The 17,411-nt window shown below is 36.2% G+C and carries 14 protein-coding genes; 3 read left to right on the top strand and 11 right to left on the bottom strand.

The features are described 5' to 3' along the window. Positions 1-39 precede the first annotated feature (39 nt). Positions 40-192, bottom strand: coding sequence for a hypothetical protein (locus tag ACFX5F_RS09240; protein ID WP_379851776.1), 153 nt, complete (start codon positions 190-192; stop codon positions 40-42). 9 nt (positions 193-201) lie between these two features. Here ACFX5F_RS09240 and ACFX5F_RS09235 point away from each other — a divergent pair, with 9 nt between their 5' ends. The 3 genes from ACFX5F_RS09235 (at position 202) to ACFX5F_RS09225 (ending at position 3,060) form a co-directional block, all read left to right on the top strand. Next, positions 202-672 (top strand): methylated-DNA--[protein]-cysteine S-methyltransferase, encoded by a 471-nt coding sequence (locus ACFX5F_RS09235; protein WP_379851775.1) that lies wholly within the window; start codon positions 202-204, stop codon positions 670-672. A 164-nt stretch (positions 673-836) separates the two neighbouring features. Further along, positions 837-1,550, top strand: coding sequence for a 3'-5' exonuclease (locus ACFX5F_RS09230; RefSeq protein WP_379851774.1), 714 nt, complete (start codon positions 837-839; stop codon positions 1,548-1,550). A gap of 70 nt (positions 1,551-1,620) precedes the next feature. Continuing rightward, on the top strand, positions 1,621-3,060 hold the full coding sequence (locus tag ACFX5F_RS09225; RefSeq protein WP_379851773.1) for a nucleoside recognition domain-containing protein: 1,440 nt from the start codon (positions 1,621-1,623) through the stop codon (positions 3,058-3,060). Between the two features lie 367 nt (positions 3,061-3,427). Here ACFX5F_RS09225 and ACFX5F_RS09220 read toward each other — a convergent pair whose 3' ends face one another. The 10 genes from ACFX5F_RS09220 to trhO all read right to left on the bottom strand — a co-directional run bounded on the left by ACFX5F_RS09220 (position 3,428) and on the right by trhO (position 17,271). Further along, complete coding sequence (locus ACFX5F_RS09220; RefSeq protein ID WP_379851772.1) at positions 3,428-5,467, bottom strand: M4 family metallopeptidase; 2,040 nt, start codon at positions 5,465-5,467, stop codon at positions 3,428-3,430. Positions 5,468-5,701: 234 nt separating this feature from the next. Next, a complete protein-coding gene (locus tag ACFX5F_RS09215) occupies positions 5,702-8,458 on the bottom strand; it encodes a M4 family metallopeptidase (protein ID WP_379851771.1) in 2,757 nt (918 codons plus the stop codon). A gap of 234 nt (positions 8,459-8,692) precedes the next feature. After that, on the bottom strand, positions 8,693-9,352 hold the full coding sequence (locus tag ACFX5F_RS09210) for a CoA transferase subunit B (RefSeq protein WP_379851770.1): 660 nt from the start codon (positions 9,350-9,352) through the stop codon (positions 8,693-8,695). 2 nt (positions 9,353-9,354) lie between these two features. Further along, complete coding sequence (locus tag ACFX5F_RS09205; RefSeq protein WP_379851769.1) at positions 9,355-10,056, bottom strand: CoA transferase subunit A; 702 nt, start codon at positions 10,054-10,056, stop codon at positions 9,355-9,357. Between the two features lie 135 nt (positions 10,057-10,191). Next, positions 10,192-12,501 (bottom strand): penicillin-binding protein 1A, encoded by a 2,310-nt coding sequence (locus tag ACFX5F_RS09200; RefSeq protein WP_379851768.1) that lies wholly within the window; start codon positions 12,499-12,501, stop codon positions 10,192-10,194. Positions 12,502-12,510: 9 nt separating this feature from the next. Continuing rightward, a complete protein-coding gene (locus ACFX5F_RS09195; protein ID WP_379851767.1) occupies positions 12,511-12,990 on the bottom strand; it encodes a gliding motility lipoprotein GldH in 480 nt (159 codons plus the stop codon). After that, positions 12,974-14,251: a PSP1 domain-containing protein gene (locus ACFX5F_RS09190; protein WP_379851766.1), complete on the bottom strand. Its 1,278-nt coding sequence runs from the start codon at positions 14,249-14,251 to the stop codon at positions 12,974-12,976. The genes ACFX5F_RS09195 and ACFX5F_RS09190 overlap by 17 nt, the downstream gene beginning before the upstream one ends. Before the next feature lie 186 nt (positions 14,252-14,437). Continuing rightward, positions 14,438-14,668, bottom strand: coding sequence for a ferredoxin (locus tag ACFX5F_RS09185; RefSeq protein ID WP_379851765.1), 231 nt, complete (start codon positions 14,666-14,668; stop codon positions 14,438-14,440). Then, positions 14,668-15,909 (bottom strand): peptidase U32 family protein, encoded by a 1,242-nt coding sequence (locus ACFX5F_RS09180; RefSeq protein WP_379851764.1) that lies wholly within the window; start codon positions 15,907-15,909, stop codon positions 14,668-14,670. Before ACFX5F_RS09180 ends, ACFX5F_RS09185 begins: the two co-directional genes overlap by 1 nt. A 6-nt stretch (positions 15,910-15,915) precedes the next feature. Next, positions 15,916-17,271, bottom strand: coding sequence for an oxygen-dependent tRNA uridine(34) hydroxylase TrhO (gene trhO / locus ACFX5F_RS09175; protein WP_379851763.1), 1,356 nt, complete (start codon positions 17,269-17,271; stop codon positions 15,916-15,918). Positions 17,272-17,411 lie beyond the last annotated feature (140 nt).

Raw genomic sequence — 17,411 nt, 5'->3', positions numbered from 1 at the left:
GGAACTTGTTTCAGTTTCTGGAGCTATTCCTGCTGTCCGTTATATCTTTTCTTGCCTCGTTAAAAAACGAGACAAGAAAAGGATGTCACTTCCATCAGGGCTAAAAAACAAAAACCATTCGTAACTGCGAATGGTTTTTTTTAGATCCATAAATTCAAGTTTTGTCAAAACTTTGTTTACTTTGTAGTTCATTTTTACTTTATGGAAACAGCTTACATCAAAACGCCTTTAGGAATCGCTACAATCATTGGGGATGAAAATGGAATTTCGGTAATTTCAGTTTCTGATGAAGGCGAAATTTCAAAAACAATTTCAACAATTTTGCAGCATGCTGTCTCGCAACTTAACGATTATTTCGAAGGAAAAAGAAGTGATTTCGATTTTAAATTAAATCCAAAAGGGACTGATTTTCAACAAAAAGTCTGGAAAGGATTACTGGAAATTCCATTCGGAAAAACGATGTCTTACATGGATTTATCTAAAAAATTAGGAGACGTCAAAGCCATTCGAGCAGTAGCATCCGCAAATGGGAAAAATCCATTATGGATTGTTGTTCCTTGTCACAGAGTCATAGGAACTGATGGTTCATTGACAGGTTATGCTGGAGGTTTGTGGCGCAAAAAATGGTTATTGGAACACGAAAATCCAACCATGCAGCAAAGTCTTTTTTAAAAATAGACTTCTTAGATTTTTAGAGGGTTAGATACATTAGATTTCTTTGATTTTTAGAAATTTAGATTGCCTTAGAGTCAAAAAAATCGATCAAGTTTACTAATTTAGTTTTTTGTATTTAATCTAAAAATCTAAGAAGTCAAAAAATCTAACAAATCTAGCTGATGATAGAAAAAATAAACCTCAATAACATTCTGTTCCTAGATATAGAAACTGTTCCGGAAGCAGAAGATTTCAATGCATTAGATTCTGAGATGAAAGATCTCTGGGAACACAAAACCCAGTACCAGCGCAAAGACGAATATACTCCCGAGGATTTTTATGACCGTGCCGGGATTTGGGCTGAGTTTGGAAAAATTGTTTGTATATCTGTGGGTTTTTTCACGATCAAAGGCGATATTCGGAATTTCAGGGTTACTTCTTTTTTTGGAGAAGAAAAGAAAATTCTCCAAGATTTCAATAATTTATTAAACACTCATTTCAACCAACCGCAACATGTTTTGTGTGGCCATAATGCTAAAGAATTTGATATTCCATTCATTGCAAGAAGAATGATTATTAACCAAATTGCTATTCCCAATAAGTTAAACCTATTTGGAAAAAAACCATGGGAAATCCCGCATTTAGATACGTTGGAACTATGGAAATTTGGGGATTATAAGCACTATACCTCTTTAAAGTTAATGTGTAAAGTACTTGGGATTCCTTCTCCAAAAGGAGATATCGATGGCAGTCAGGTGGGACATGTATTTTATGTAGATAAAGACATTGACAGGATTGTAACCTATTGTGAAAAAGATACCATTGCGGTGGCGCAGATTTTCCTTCGATTGCGAAGAGAGGATTTGTTGATTGAGGAAGAGATTATTCACGTTTAAACTGTGCAACCAGTTCAAAACCCTGATTGGGTTTATTAATAAATAATTACATTTACAAAAATTATAAATTATGGTATTGAGTAGATTTTGGTTGGTCATTTTTATTTCAGCAATTGTATTTGTAGTGTTTAGTTTGTTCTCTGGAGACAGTTATACTATTGACCACGTTTTGAATGGAAAGAAAGATGATCCAATTCTAATTTCGGAGAAATTCGCAGAACAACTTCCTGCCTATATTAAAGACAGCATCAAAAAAGCTCCGGAACAAACCATGATTATCAATCGTGATACGCTAAATGCGGATACGACTTATGTTTATAAAAACAAAACTGTAAAAATATATAGTGGTGTTCAAAAATCAGATGGTTTATTGCCCACTTGTAAAAGTACTTTACTAGAATTAATCCTTCCGCTGATGGCTTACTTGGCTTTTTTCTGTGGATTAATGGAACTTTTAATCATTTCCGGAGCTTCTGGAAAGTTGGCCAAAGCATTGAGCCCTGTTTTTGTAAAAGTGTTCCCAAGTATTCCCAAAGACCATCCGTCGATATCCTATATGACCTTAAACTTTGCTGCTAATTTTCTGGGCTTAGATTCTGCCGCAACTCCTTTTGGTCTAAAAGCCATGGAGAGTTTGCAAGAAATAAATCCAGATAAAGACAAGGCCAGTGACGCACAAATTATGTTCCTGTGTTTGCATGCTTCGGGTCTTACTTTAATCGCTACTTCTATTATAGGATATCGTGCCGCAGCTAATGCAAGCAATCCTGCGGATGTGATGTTGCCTTGTATTATCACTTCTTTTATCGGTACGATTGCAGCCTTTTTAATTGTTGGAATCAAACAAAAAATCAATTTCAAAAGCGCTTCTTTGGTGATTGTATTGATTACACTAATAGCTGCAATTGTTGGTTTATTGATGTATGTCAATCATTTGGATTTAATTGGAAAAAACTATTTCACCTCTAATCTTTCTGCTTTAATATTAATTGGAATAATTGCCTTTACCTTGATCTTTTCGTTTATTCATGAGAAAAAATTTACTGAAGCATCTACTACAGTTTTTGAAAGTTTTGTCGTGGGAGCCAATAATGGGGTGAAAACCGGAGTGACTATTTTTCCTTATGTATTGGGAATGTTGGTTGCTATTTCATTATTTAGAAACAGTGGTTTATTTGAAATTATTAGCAATTGGATTGCTCTCATTTTTTCGAATATGGGAGTAAGTAAGGAAATTACAAATGCATTACCGGTCGCTTTACTTCGTCCCTTTAGTTCTGCAGGATCAAGAGGATTTTTGATTGATTCGATGAACACTTTTGGAGCCGATTCTTTAACGGCGAGATTAAGCAGTATTTTTCAATGCAGTGCCGAAAGTACTTTTTATGTGATAGCAGTTTATTTTGGTTCTGTAAATATTAAAAATACTCGTTATGCACTAGGAACGATGCTTATAGTAGATTTGATTTGTGTAATCACAGCAATTTTTGTGGCGACTTGGTTTTTTTAAAAAACTACTATTATTTGGTTCCATATAAATTCAAAATGGTATAAATATATTTCCCAATGGATAAAAGTTTTAATGAATTTTCAATAGGTCTCTTTGCTTGGCAAATGTTTATTCTTTTAATGTTGTTTGGATTTTGTTATCTCCTTTTTTTATTGACAAAAAAGTTAAGAAGGTAATTTCATATTCTTTCTACGATGAAAAGAAACTTGTACATAGTTAAAGTTAGCTGTCATGCATTTTAATGTAGAAAGGTTAAACGGTATAAGTTAGATCAACTTAATTGTATTGTAATATACTTCGTTTCAAATCAACATAAAAAAAGCCTCACATGATTGTGAGGCTTTCTTTTGAACTTATTTAAAAAAGATTATTTCTTAATAAATGATTTAACGACAGTGTCTTGACCATTGTTTAATTCGAAGAAATAGATTCCTTTGCTTAGGTTGCTTACATTGATTTCACCACCAGAAGTTTTTCCAGTTTGAATCTGGAATCCTAGAGAATTGAAAATTTTGTATGAGCTTACTTTATTTTCTTTTACAGAAACATTCAATACTTCTGAAGTTGGATTTGGATACAATACAAATGCTTCAGTAGCTGTTGCAGTTGTTGCAGTTTTAGCAAACGCTATTTTAGCTGTTGAAACGTAAGCTGTTCCAACTCCTACTGCGTAAAATGCATTAGTCGTTGCAATCACCTCTAGAGATCCAGCGCCATATAAGTCTGTAGCAGCTTGAATTCCGTATGTTCTTGCATTTGCATAAGTAGAGCTTGACGTCATGTAAACACTTTCCATACGGTAAGTTATTTTAGCTGCTTTATCAATTCCAATCCCTGTTATGCTGTAAGAACTTCCTAGGTCATTTGTTCCTGTCTTACCTTCGGTTAAGATATAGAACCAGTGATTTAAAACACCGCTATTGTTATGAACACCACATTGATCATTGTTAGAAGTTGGTCGGCATTTAGTTTGGCTTGTCCAATTCGTTCCACCGTAAGTGTCAGGTTGTCCTTCACTTTTAGGATTACTCATAGAACGTAAAGATAAGTGTCCTGCTCTTCTTTCGATATCTTCACCAATTAACCAACGTTGTTTGTTTGGTGCTGCAAAATATTCGATACATGCTCCCCAAATATCGGAAAGCGCTTCATTCATTGCTCCAGATTCTTTTTGATATGCTAAGTTTGCAGTATTTGTACAAACAGCATGGCCTATTTCGTGTCCAGCTACATCAATTGAGGTCAAGATATCAAAACCACCAGTTCCAGAACCATCACCGTAAGTCATCACACTTCCATTCCAGTATGCATTATTGTAAGCTGAGCTATAGTGAACGTAGCTTTTTATAGCTGCTCCAGCGTTGTTGTAACTGTTTCTTCCGTGAATAAGAGAAAAGTAGTCATATGTTTTTTCAGCTCCCCAATGCGCGTCTAATGCTCCATTATCCTTGTTTACATTGTTATATTCAGCGGCAGTCCAGTTGTTGTCTACGTCAGTGAAATTAACAGCTGCAGTGTAGCTCGTTCCTTTTTTCATGTTGTAAGTCATAACTCCGCTTCCACGAGTTGCATCAGATAAAATGTATGATGCTCCGCTAAGAGAAGTTTGAATGGATTGCGTTCCGCTGTAACGTGTGTCAGCATTAGCCGCTACAAAAGCTGTTGCCAGAGTTTTATTTTCTATTTTTTTGTCAACTGATGGTTTTGATCCGTTGCTGAATTCCCCTAAATGTTTAATTGTTGCATTGTATAATAAAGTTACTCCAGTTACTGCATCAACATAGATGTCTCCACGGCTTAAAGGACTTGTCGCATAGATATCAAATTTGTAAGCTAAACGAAGTTGCTCCGTTTTTTTACCGTTGTTATCTTCATCTGTAAGCGGAAGCAATACTAATTCCCCTGCAGGTTTTTGATAGTCGTTAATTTTAGCTTCAGCTGGCGAATCCCAAAGATATTTTGAAGCTCCAATTTGTTGTAATGCACGATTAAATGCTTGTTCCTTTGATAAAGAAGGACGTGTATTAACATTGTCTAATTGATAGAACTCTCCGCTCATAGATTCAAGTTTCCCAGATTTCGAGTGAAGCGTGTAAGTTGAAAATTCCACTTTTACTCCTTGGTGAAATAATTGAAATTTTTCGTGTGAGATTCCTAATTTGTCTGTTTCTGATTTTGTTTTAGAAAAATTAGAATTGTTTTTTAAACCTAATAGTTCTACGAATGCGGTTTGAGAATCAGTAGATTTATAAGTTGATTTTTCATTAAAGGTGATTAAGGATGGTTTTCCTCTTTCATCTGTGAATTTTTGTTTCACATTTTTGTTAGCATCTTGCGCATTTGCTTCAAAGGCAAAAATAGAAACGCTAGCTAGTACTGCAATTTTTCCGAGTAGTTTTGTTGTCATTAATTTGGGGTTTTGGTTAGTTTTGATTCGTTAAATTAAAAAAATTAATTTTTCAAATTTAACAAAAAACACATACTATGTTATGAAAAACTGTTTTTATTTTTTATTTAATGCAAAATAAAAGGATTTTTTATAAATAAAGTGGCGTTAGGTCAGGTGTGTCAAGACATCCTTATATAAGAAAAGGGGTCGCCTTTTTAAGACAACCCCTTTTTCATTTAAAAAAGAGAATAATTATTTTTTGATAAATTTCTTAGTTATTCTTTTTTGACCATCGCTTACTTCTAAAAGATAAACTCCGGCGCCTAGTTTGCTGACATTGATGGCATTTTCAGAAATTTTACCTGACTCAACTTGTTGGCCTAAGTAATTGATAACTCTAAAAGAAGCACTTCTGCTGTCTGCCATTTTTACATTTAAGAATTCGTTAGCTGGGTTTGGGGACATCGTGTAATCAAAAATGTTATTTTCGTTACCCAAATCACCTGCAAAACTTGTATTAAATGCTGTGATAGCCGCACCTCCAATATTTACAGAATAGTCTTCTACTTCTCCATAAGAAAAAGTTTCACAAGCAGTTTGAGCTGCATTGTATTTCATAGAAACTCTCATTCTTGTTGCTCCTGCCAAAGCCGTTGTAGGAACTGTAAATGTCGCTGTTAGGTTAGCGCTGCTAGAAGAAGATCCAGAAACGATTTGTTCGGCAGTTTCAAAAACACCGTTTTTGTTATAGTCAATCCAGATTTTCCAATACTCAGTATATGCTGAGCCACTAAAACCTGCGCTAAATAAAATGGTATTTGAACCATAAGGTACATTTCCTGACAAAGCTGTAAAGTTTCCGTATCCTGCATTTGCACCACTTGTATTAGCAATTCCACCTAAACCAACATAGTCGATATATTCAGACGTTGCATTACTTCCTTTTGAAACGCAATACGTTACTGTAGTTCCTGATGTTGTAACATTTACTACATTACTTGCAGCAGATAAATTACCGGCAGCATCTTTTGCTTTTACAGAGAAAGTGTAAGCTGTAGCAGCAGTTAATCCTGAAACAGCATAAGTAGTTCCTGTAACTGTGGCTTTTAAAGTAGCCCCTTGATAAACATTATATCCTGTAACTGCTACATTATCAGTAGAAGCTGTCCAGGATAAGTTTGTTGTTGTTGAAGTAGTTCCTGAAGCTGCTAAACTAGCTGGTGTAGATGGCGCGACAGTATCAGCTGATCCAGCATATGCGGCACCAACCCCTACGGCATAAAATGCATTTGTAGTAGCAATTACTTCAGCAGAACCAGCTCCAAATAAGTCGACTGCTGATTGAATACCATATGTTCTTGCATTAGCATAAGTAGAACTTGCGGTCAAGTAAACGCTTTCTAAACGATAAGCTATTTTTTCGGCTGTAGCTATTGTAATCCCGGTTACATTATATGCGCTTCCGATATCATTTGTCCCTGATTTACCAATAGATAAAATATAGAACCAGTGATTTAATACTCCACTATTAGTATGTACACCCCCTGAATCTGCAGTTCCTGTATACCAATATGTACCTTTGTAGGTATCTGGTTGTCCTTCAACATTAGGATCGCTCATAGAACGTAATGACAAATGTCCTGTTCTTCTTTCGATATCTTCGCCAATTAACCAAGTTGATTTCGTTGGTGCTGCTGAAAACTCAATACAAGCTCCCCAGATATCTGAAAATCCTTCATTCATTGCACCCGACTCATTTAAGTAAGTTAAGTTGGCAGTATTGCTACAAACGGCGTGACCAATTTCGTGACCGGCAACATCTAATGCTGTCAATATGTCAAATCCACCAGTTCCGCTACCATCTCCATAGGTCATTACAGAACCGTTCCAAAAAGCATTATTATTGTCTGGATATCCAGCCGCAATTAAGTTATAATGGACATAACTTTTTATTTTTGCTCCGGCATTATCATAACTATTACGACCATGTTTAGTTGAAAAATAGTCGTATGTTTTTTCGGCGCCCCAATGTGCATCTAAAGCTCCGTTATCTTTATTTGTATTATTAAATTCCGTAGCGGTCCAGTTATTATCTACATCGGTAAAATTAGTTGTAGGATAGGTAGCTGTTCTCGCCGAATTATAGGTTTGAACTCCTAAACCACGGGTCGCATCAGATAAAATATAAGATGAACCACTTAATGTAGTTTGAATGGATTGAGTTCCACTATAACGTGTTGCAGCATTAGCAGCAACGAAAGCAACAGTGCTCGCTTTTCCTTTTGACATTTCCGCAATAGTTGCATGGCTGCCGTTGCTATATTCACCAAGATGTTTGATAATTGCATTGTAGAGTAATACCTCGCCTGTAACAGCATCAATATACACGTCGCCACGACTTAGTGGTAGTGAAGCATAAATATCAAATTTATAAGCCAAACGTAAGTTGTTGTCTTTTAACTTTGAAGTTGGACCATCTAACATAGGAAGTAAAACTAACTCTCCAGTTGGTTTTTGGTAGTTCATTGCTGTAGCATCTTCTGCTGAATCCCAAAGATATTTTTTAGCGCCAATTTGTTGCAAGGCGCGGCTGAACGCTTGTTCTTTCGATAAAACAGGTTTGGTATTTACTTTATCCAATGAATAAAAATCACCACTCATTGATGCTAATTTTCCAAATTTGGAGTGAAGTGTATAAGTAGAAAATTCTACTTTTATTCCTTCATGGTACAATTGGAATTTGTCATGCGAAAAACCTAATTTGTCTGTTTCTGATTTTGTTTTAGAGAAATTGGAGATAACCTTTAATCCTAATTGTTCTGTGAATGCTTTTTGAGAATCTGAAGATTTATAGGTAGATTTCTCATTAAAAACGATTAACGAAGGTTTCCCTCTTTCGTCAGTAATTTTTTGCTTTACGTTTTTACCTGCATCTTGTGCGTTTGCTTCTAATGCAAGAAAAGAAACGGATGCAAACAAGGCAATTTTTCCAAGTAATTTTGTTTTCATGTATTTGTGGTTTTGGTTAGTTCTGGCGACGAATTTAATAAAAAAATAACACAAAGGTCATTTTTTGTTAAATAATTCTATATTTTATTACCTATACCTATAAAATACTGAGAATTTTGTATTTGTTTAAACCGCGATTAAGGGCGTAAATTCTAAAAAATTGTAAAGCAAAAAAAATGCATCCGTTTATAGGATGCATTTTTTTAGTGTATTGAAAGTTAAAAATAGTTTGTTTTAACCAATAATCATTTCAGGAATTTCGCCTTCAATTATTAAATTTGCTTCAGTGGAAGCAATTATATGTTCTACGGTTACTCCTGGCGCACGTTCTAAAAGTTTGAATCCTTTGGGTGTTATTTCCATTACGGCTAATTCTGTAACTACCTTTTTAACACAGCCAACACCTGTTAACGGAAGTGTACATTTTTTGAGAATTTTTGACTCTCCAGCCTTGTTGACATGCATCATCGCAACGATAATATTCTCGGCGGAAGCCACTAAATCCATCGCGCCTCCCATACCTTTAACCATTTTACCGGGGATTTTCCAGTTAGCGATGTCGCCATTTTCCGAAACTTCCATCGCTCCAAGAATAGTTAAATCGACATGTTGCCCACGAATCATTCCGAAACTCATTGCAGAATCAAAGAAGCTAGCACCGGGTAGGGTTGTTATGGTTTGTTTTCCAGCATTGATAATGTCAGCGTCTTCTTCTCCTTCAAATGGGAATGCACCCATTCCCAGAACGCCATTTTCGCTTTGAAATTCAACGTCAATTCCTTCTGGAATATAATTGGCTACTAAAGTTGGAATTCCGATTCCTAGATTCACGAAATAACGGTCTTTCAATTCTTGTGCAATACGTTTTGCTATTCCTATTTTGTCTAATGCCATGATTATTCTCTTTTTCTGGTTGTACGTTGCTCGATTCTCTTTTCGTATTTCTCTCCTTGAAAAATGCGCTGTACAAAAATTCCAGGAATATGAATTTGGTTGGGGTCAAGTGTTCCTGCTTCAACTAATTCTTCTACTTCGGCAACCGTTATTTTGGCTGCACCTGACATACAAGGATTGAAGTTTCTGGCGGTTCCTTTGAAGATTAGGTTTCCTGCTGTATCTCCTTTCCATGCTTTCACAATAGCAAAATCAGCATTGAATGCATGTTCCATAATGTGCATTTTTCCATTGAATTCCCTAACTTCCTTACCGGCTGCTACTTCGGTTCCGTAACCTGCAGGGGTAAAAAAAGCAGGAATTCCAGCTTGCGCTGCACGGCAACGTTCTGCTAATGTTCCTTGTGGTATAAGGTCAACTTCTAGTTCTCCAGAAAGCATTTGGCGTTCGAATTCAGCATTTTCTCCTACATAAGAGGAAATCATTTTTTTGATTTGACGCTTTTGCAAAAGCAAACCAAGACCAAAATCATCTACACCCGCATTGTTTGAAATACAAGTAAGATTATTGGTTTCTTTTTTTACTAACTCAGTGATGCAGTTTTCTGGAATACCGCATAATCCAAAACCACCTAACATAATAGTCATGCCGTTTTCAATCCCGTGAAGTGCGTCTTGAACGTTATTTACTCTTTTGTTAATCATATGTTTTTTTTAGCCCAGATGGAAACGGCATCCTTTTTATCTTGTCTCGTTGTCAAAACGAGAAAAGATAAAAAGATATAGTGTACAGCTGGAAATAGCTCCTAATTTTTATTTTTGATGAAATTACGAGATTAATTACAATTCGAATTCGTCAGTGCTTTGTTGAATATCAGTAGTGTCTTTTACTTTTGGGGCGGAATAACAATCTACTTTTATGGATAGATTCGGAGGTCTGTTGAAATCTTCTTTAGAGACTTTAAGACCTGGATCAGCATAGCAGAGTTTCATGAAATAAGCCCAAACCGGTAATGCTGCAGTTGCTCCTTGTCCGTAAGTAATACTTTTGAATCGCGCAGAACGATCTTCGCAACCTACCCAGACACCGGTTACAAGATTAGGAACCATTCCCATAAACCAACCATCGGACTGGTTTTGAGTAGTACCTGTTTTACCTGCAATTGGATTTTTGAATTGATATGGATAACCGGTCCAACGATTATCTCCGCTACCTCCGTAGGTTGTACGCAAACGGTCTCCGGATCCGCCTTCGGTTACTCCTTCGAGTAATTTTATCACTGCGAATGCAATGTCTTTATTTAAAACATCATGTGATTCAGGAATAGGCTCGTAAATTATAGTACCACTTTTATCTTCTATTCGACTTAGAAATTGTGGTTTTGTGTACACACCTTGGTTAGCAAAAGTGCTATAAGCCGCAACCATATCTTCAACTGTGATTTCAACCGCTCCTAAAGCTATAGATGGTTGTACGGGAATATTTGACTTTACGCCTAATTTGTGTGTTAGTTCTACCACAGCTTCAGGGCCTACTTTGTCCATTAATTTTGCTGAAATTGTATTTATGGAATTAGCTAAAGCTCTTTTTAAAGTAACCATCCCTCGGTATCTGTTATCCGAATTTTTTGGTGTCCAAGATTCTGTAACATGATGACGTCCCACAGGAATTGTAAAAGGTGAATCTATAATGGAATCACAAGGAGACATATTCAATTGTTCGATAGCTGTAGCATAAACAAATGGTTTGAATGTGGAACCAACTTGTCTTGCGCCTTGTCCTACGTGGTCGTACTGAAAATATTTGTAGTTAATTCCTCCAACCCAAGCTTTGATATTTCCCGTTTGTGGTTCCATAGCCATAAGTCCAGACTGCAGAAAATGTTTGTAATAACGAATAGAATCCATGGGAGTCATGATCGTATCTCTTTCTCCTTTCCAAGAAAAAACAGTCATTTTTGTTTTTTCGTCGAAAGATTTTATAATTTCTTCATCACTTTTATCTTGTGATTTCATAACCTCCCAACGATGCGAAGATTTCATCGCTTGATTAAGAATGCGCTGCGTTTCTTTAGTAGAAATATTAACAAATGGTGCATTTTTATTTCCCTTTGATTGAATAAAAAACTCTTCTTGAAGGTTTGCCATATGAGCAGCAACAGCTTCTTCAGCATGCAATTGCATTCTTGAATCTATGGTAGTGTAGATTTTTAAACCATCTTTGTAGACATCGTAATCAGAACCATCTGGTTTTTTATTTTCTTCAGCCCATTTTTTCAGATAATCACGCAAATATTCTCTAAAATAAGTAGCGGTTCCTTCTTTATGGGTTTCTAATTTAAAATGCAAAGTGATAGGTAAACTTTGTAATTTTACTTTTTGATCTTCTGTAATGATATTTCCTTTCTCCATTTGCAAGAGCACCACATTTCTGCGATTTTTCACCCCTTCTGGATTTCTAACCGGATTATATAGTCCAGAGTTTTTAAACATTCCAACTAATATTGCTGATTCGTCAATGGATAAATCCTTAGGTTCTTTTGAAAAATAGGTTTTTGCTGCAGAACTAACCCCTACAGAATTGTTCCCAAAATCATAAACGTTACAATACATTGCAATTATCTCGTTTTTAGTGTATTGTCTTTCCAGACGAATGGCGATGATCCATTCTTTTACTTTTTGAACTATTCTAAAAGGTAAAAATTTAGAACCTTCCCCATGAAATAATTGTTTAGCAAGTTGTTGCGTTAATGTACTCGCTCCACCACTTGTTCCTAAACTTGCAATGGCTCTTAAAGTCCCTCTGCCGTCCACCCCTGAATGTTCATAAAAACGAGCGTCTTCTGTTGCCACTAAAGCTTGAACCAGATTTTGGGGTAAATCTGAATACTTTAATTGAGATCTGTTTTTTTCGAAATATTTTCCCAAGACCACTCCGTCAGAAGAGATGATTTCTGTGGCTAAATTGGAATCTGGGTTTTCTAAATCTTCAAAAGAAGGCATCGAGCCCAAAAGTCCCCATGATGCAAATAAGAAAAACAAACCAATGGCACCTAATCCGTAAAAGAAGATTTTCCAAAATTTCTTTTTGTAATAGGTTGTGTCTTTCTCTATATTTTTAGTCTGATTGTTGTTTTTTTTGACAGCCATAATACTATTTTAATCTTTTTTTTCTATTCTAAAACCCACTTCTGTAATCCCATCTAAAAGCATTACACCAGGAACTTTTCCAGTTTCCCGAACCGCCTGTTTGATATGAACTTTATATTTTCCTTTAAACTTTTCATTTTCTTTGTAAAAGAGTTTACTTTCTTTAATGTCTGAAAATCCATCGCCAAGCAGTGATCCATCCGGATTTGCCATTTGGTATTCCAAAGTGTCCACTTTTGTAAAGCCATTAGGACTTTCAATAGCAACAATTAAAAACAGATTATTGTATTTATAATTGTTGTTATCTCTCAAATTGACGAATAAATTATATCGTTTAGTTGAATCTAATTCAGGCAGATCGAAGGTTACAATACTGTCTTTATGCCAAGCACTCCCGACAGATTTGTATTCATCAAAAACTCTTTTCTTATCGCATGAAAAAAGAAGTAATGTAACCAAAAGCAATAAAGCGCTATTTTTTAGGCTCATTTTTAGTGATAATTATAGGTTTCCTTGCAATTACTGGTTTTTTGTCAGCGGTGTTTTTGTCAACAGGATTTTGTCGGTTGTTATTTGCAGGCTTATTATTGTTGTTATTTGCCACAATTAAATTTTCTCCTGCAGGTTTGCGTTTTTTAGGATGTTTTTTCTTTGCTTTTGGTTGGTCAAATCGTGTTAAACTCTCTTGACCCATAGCATTGTTGAAGTTTTTTTCTGGCTCCACGACAATTTCAATAGCAAAATCTTCCAATGATGAAACTTTGTTTTTCAACTTGTTTTCAGCAATTATTTCTTTCACCTGTTCAATCTTCAAGACATGCCAATTAGCAAAATTGTTAGTGTATGCAAACCACATTAATCCTTTGAAAATGTCTTGTTTTTGACAAATTGCATCTCCTTTTTCAGTTACCAATTTTGTTTCAAAATCAGGAAATCCTTTCAAAGCATCCATATAAGTATCTAACTCATAGTTCAGGCAGCATTTTAATTTACCGCATTGCCCAGCTAGTTTTTGTGGATTCAGAGACAATTGTTGGTAGCGGGCTGCGGAGGTGTTTACACTCCTGAAATCGGTTAGCCAAGTAGAGCAGCATAATTCTCTTCCGCAAGAACCAATTCCGCCTAAACGCGCCGCTTCCTGACGGAAACCTACTTGTTTCATCTCGATTCTGGTACTGAATTCTTTCGCAAAATCTTTAATTAAAGCACGAAAATCAATTCGATCGTTTGCCGTATAATAAAAAGTGGCTTTGGAACCGTCACCTTGAAATTCAATATCGGAAATTTTCATTTCCAGTTTTTGAGCAATCGCTAATTCACGCGCTCTAACTTTCATAGGTTCTTCTTTATCGCGAGCAGTTGACCAAATGTCAATATCTTTTTGAGATGCTTTTCTGTAGATTTTTGGAACTTCGTTGCTGGTAGGATTTACTCCTTTTTTCTTCATTTGGATTCGGACCAATTCCCCTGTCAGGGTAACAATTCCTATATCGTGACCTGGAGAAGCAACCGTGGCTACAATGTCTCCCATGCTTAAAGTCAACTTTTCAGTATTACGGTAAAACTCTTTTCTTCCGTTTTTAAAACGTACTTCAACACAGTCAAAAGGAGCTTCGCCATTAGGTAAACTCATGTTAGAAAGCCAGTCGAAAACCGTTAATTTGTTGCAGCTATCGGTGCCGCAAGTCCCATTATTTTTACAACCCTTAGGTGCACCACCATCAGAAGTTGAACAACTTGTACATGCCATAATTTTATATGTAGTGTTGCAATGATTGCAACTTAAGTTCTTAAAAAGATTAATGTGTAAAGATAGCATTTTTTAATTTTAAGTTACAATGGCTGAAAACGTCAAAAAATCATAAATTTTTAATAAAAAAACCCATTATGATTTGGTTCATAATGGGTTAATTTAACAGGATTTTGTATAAAAATATCAAGTTTCTTTTACTGTAATTATTTTCACTGGACACGCTTTTGCAGCTAATTCACAATGCTCTGCAATTGTATGATCGTGCGATTTTAACGTGAAAAAACCCTTTGCATTTTGCGAATGTATTAAAACGGATTTCCCGTCTTTTTTGGACATTTGAAACTGTATCGGTGCCATTTCCACGCAATAATTGCAGCCAATGCATTTGTCTCTTTGCAGTGTTACAATGACCATTAGGCTTCTACAATTTTATATAATTTGTCGGACATTCGGATTCTAAAAGGCAGTTTGAAAGTGCAATCATCTCCTTTTGTAGCTTTGTCCGCAACAGCATCATTGACATACATTTCTTCGATGATCATTTCTTGTGCGCCCGTACTTGGTCCAGTTACCAAAATTTTATCTCCAATTTTTATGTCGTAAGCTTCGATTTTGAATTGTCCAATTGTTGCTTTTGGAAAATAATGTGTTCCTTTTCCAACGTATACTTTCTTCTGAGTTGCCATTGATCCGGAAACATCGCTCCATTCGCCTAATTCTTGTCCGAGATAATATCCTGCCCAAAATCCGCGATTGTAAACGGTGTTTAACGCTTCCATCCAAACAGTCACTTTTTCTTTAGAAAATGTTTCTTCGTAATAACTGTCAATCGCCTCGCGATAGGTTTTGATAACCGTCGCTACATATTCCGGAGCACGTCCACGCCCTTCAATTTTTAAGACTTGAATGCCAGAATCAATAACCTGATCTAGAAAATCAATGGTGCACAAATCTTTTGGCGACATCATGTATTCGTTGTCTAATTCGATTTCAAAACCAGTTTCCTGATCAATTACCGTGTATTTTTTGCGACAGTTTTGTTTGCAGGCACCACGATTGGCGGATGAATTATTAGAATGCAAACTCAAATAACATTTTCCTGAAACCGCCATACATAAGGCACCATGACCAAAAATTTCAATTTCTACCAAGTTGCCGTTGGGTCCTTTTATGGATTCTTTTTTAATTTGTTCGGTGATGCTCTTCACTTGGCGCAAACTCAATTCCCGACTTAAAACCATCGTATCGGCAAACAAACTGTAGAATTTTATGGTTTCAATGTTGGTCAAATTCAATTGAGTTGAAATATGGACTTCCATTCCGATACCTCTCGCCATGGCAATCACTGCTTGGTCCGATGCAATCACTGCTGTAATATTAGCTTCTTTGGCTTTGTTCAATAATGTTTTTACCACCGATAAATCATGGTCATAGATTATAGTGTTTAAAGTCAAATAGGTTCTGATTTTTTTTGCTTCGCAACGACGGGCAATTTCGGGTAAATCGTCCATGGTGAAATTTACCGTTGCGCGTGCTCGCATATTCAATTGTTCTACGCCAAAGTAAACGGAATCAGCTCCGTTATCTATTCCGGCTTGAAGTGACTCAAAGTTCCCAGCGGGAGCCATAAGTTCAATTTTATTGTTTGTGGTCATGATAAATTAGTCTAAAATTTTATATAATTTATCAGACAAACGAATCCTAAAAGGCAATTTGAAAGTGCATGTGTCTCCAGAAACTGCTTTTTCGGAAGCGACTTCATTAACAAACATATTCTCAATTGTCATTTCTTGTTCGCCGGTTGTGGAACCTTTGATTAGAATTTTATCGCCAGTTTTGATTTCATTTTCTTCAATAAGAAACTGGCCAATACTTGGTTTTGGAAAGAAATGAGTTCCTTTTCCGATGTATATTTTCTTAATTTTTTGTTCTTTTTTAACTGCAGTTTTCGGTTTCTCTGCAACAAAAACGCCATGAGTTTCTTCATTGTTTTTAAAAGTCAGAACATCTGATTTTCCTTTTTTGAAAATCATATTGCCGTTTTTTATTCCTCTGCGAATAGCTTTTTGCTCTTCTTCCGGAAGATGAATCACAGCCACACATTCGGCAGAACAACAACCTTCCATAGCGGTTTTGCATTCTTCACATTGGATGAAAAGCAAATGACAGCCTTCATTCACGCAATTGGTATGCACGTCACACGGTTTGCCACACTGGTGGCATTGCGAAACGATATCGTCTGTGATTCTTTCGCCCAAGCGATGATCAAAGACAAAATTTTTTCCTATGAACTTACTTTTCAGACCTTCCGCTTTTACCTGACGGGTGTATTCAATAATCCCGCCTTCAAGTTGGTACACATTTTCAAAACCTTTGTGTTTGAAATAAGCGCTGGCTTTCTCGCATCGAATTCCTCCGGTGCAATACATCAATAGTTTTTTGTCTTTTTTGTGTTCTGCAAGTTGCTCTTCGATGATTGGTAAACTTTCACGGAACGTATCTACATCGGGTTTTATGGCTTTGGTAAAATGTCCAATTTCGCTTTCGTAATGATTTCGCATATCGACCACAATCGTGTTGGGGTCTTCGAGAAGTTCGTTGAATTCTTTGGCTTTTAAGTGAATTCCGATATTTGTAACATCAAAAGTTTCATCAACTAAACCATCAGCAACAATTTTGTCGCGCACTTTTACGGTGAGTTTCAAAAACGAGTGGTCATCCTGCTCTACAGCAATGTTCAGTCGAATACCTTTCATGAAATCATAGGCTTCAATGGAATCTTTGAACGCATAGAAATTATCAGCAGGAAGTGATAGCTGGGCGTTGATTCCCTCACTGGCTACATAAATTCTGCCCAGAACCTCTAAAGGATTCCACGCCAGAAATAATTCGTCACGAAATTGTGTTGGATTTTGAATTTGCGCATAAGCATAGAAAGACAAAGTTAACCTTTGTTTTCCGGCATCATCGATCATGATGGCTCTTTCTTCTGCGCTTAATGTGTTATACAGTTGCATGCTATAAACAGTTTTAAGTTGAGAAAATTATTTTTGCAAAAGTAGGGAAAAAGTTGCTGAGATGCAAAGTTGTGGAGGGTCTGCTTTTTTTAGCCCAGATGGAAGGGAAAATCCTATGCTTTTTAGCATAGATTGGAATG

It is taken from the genome of Flavobacterium zhoui, from assembly GCF_042787235.1.
Lineage (GTDB): Bacteria > Bacteroidota > Bacteroidia > Flavobacteriales > Flavobacteriaceae > Flavobacterium > Flavobacterium zhoui.
The sequence above is the reverse complement of the archived record's forward strand: the minus strand, read 5'-3'. Positions and strand labels throughout refer to the sequence as shown.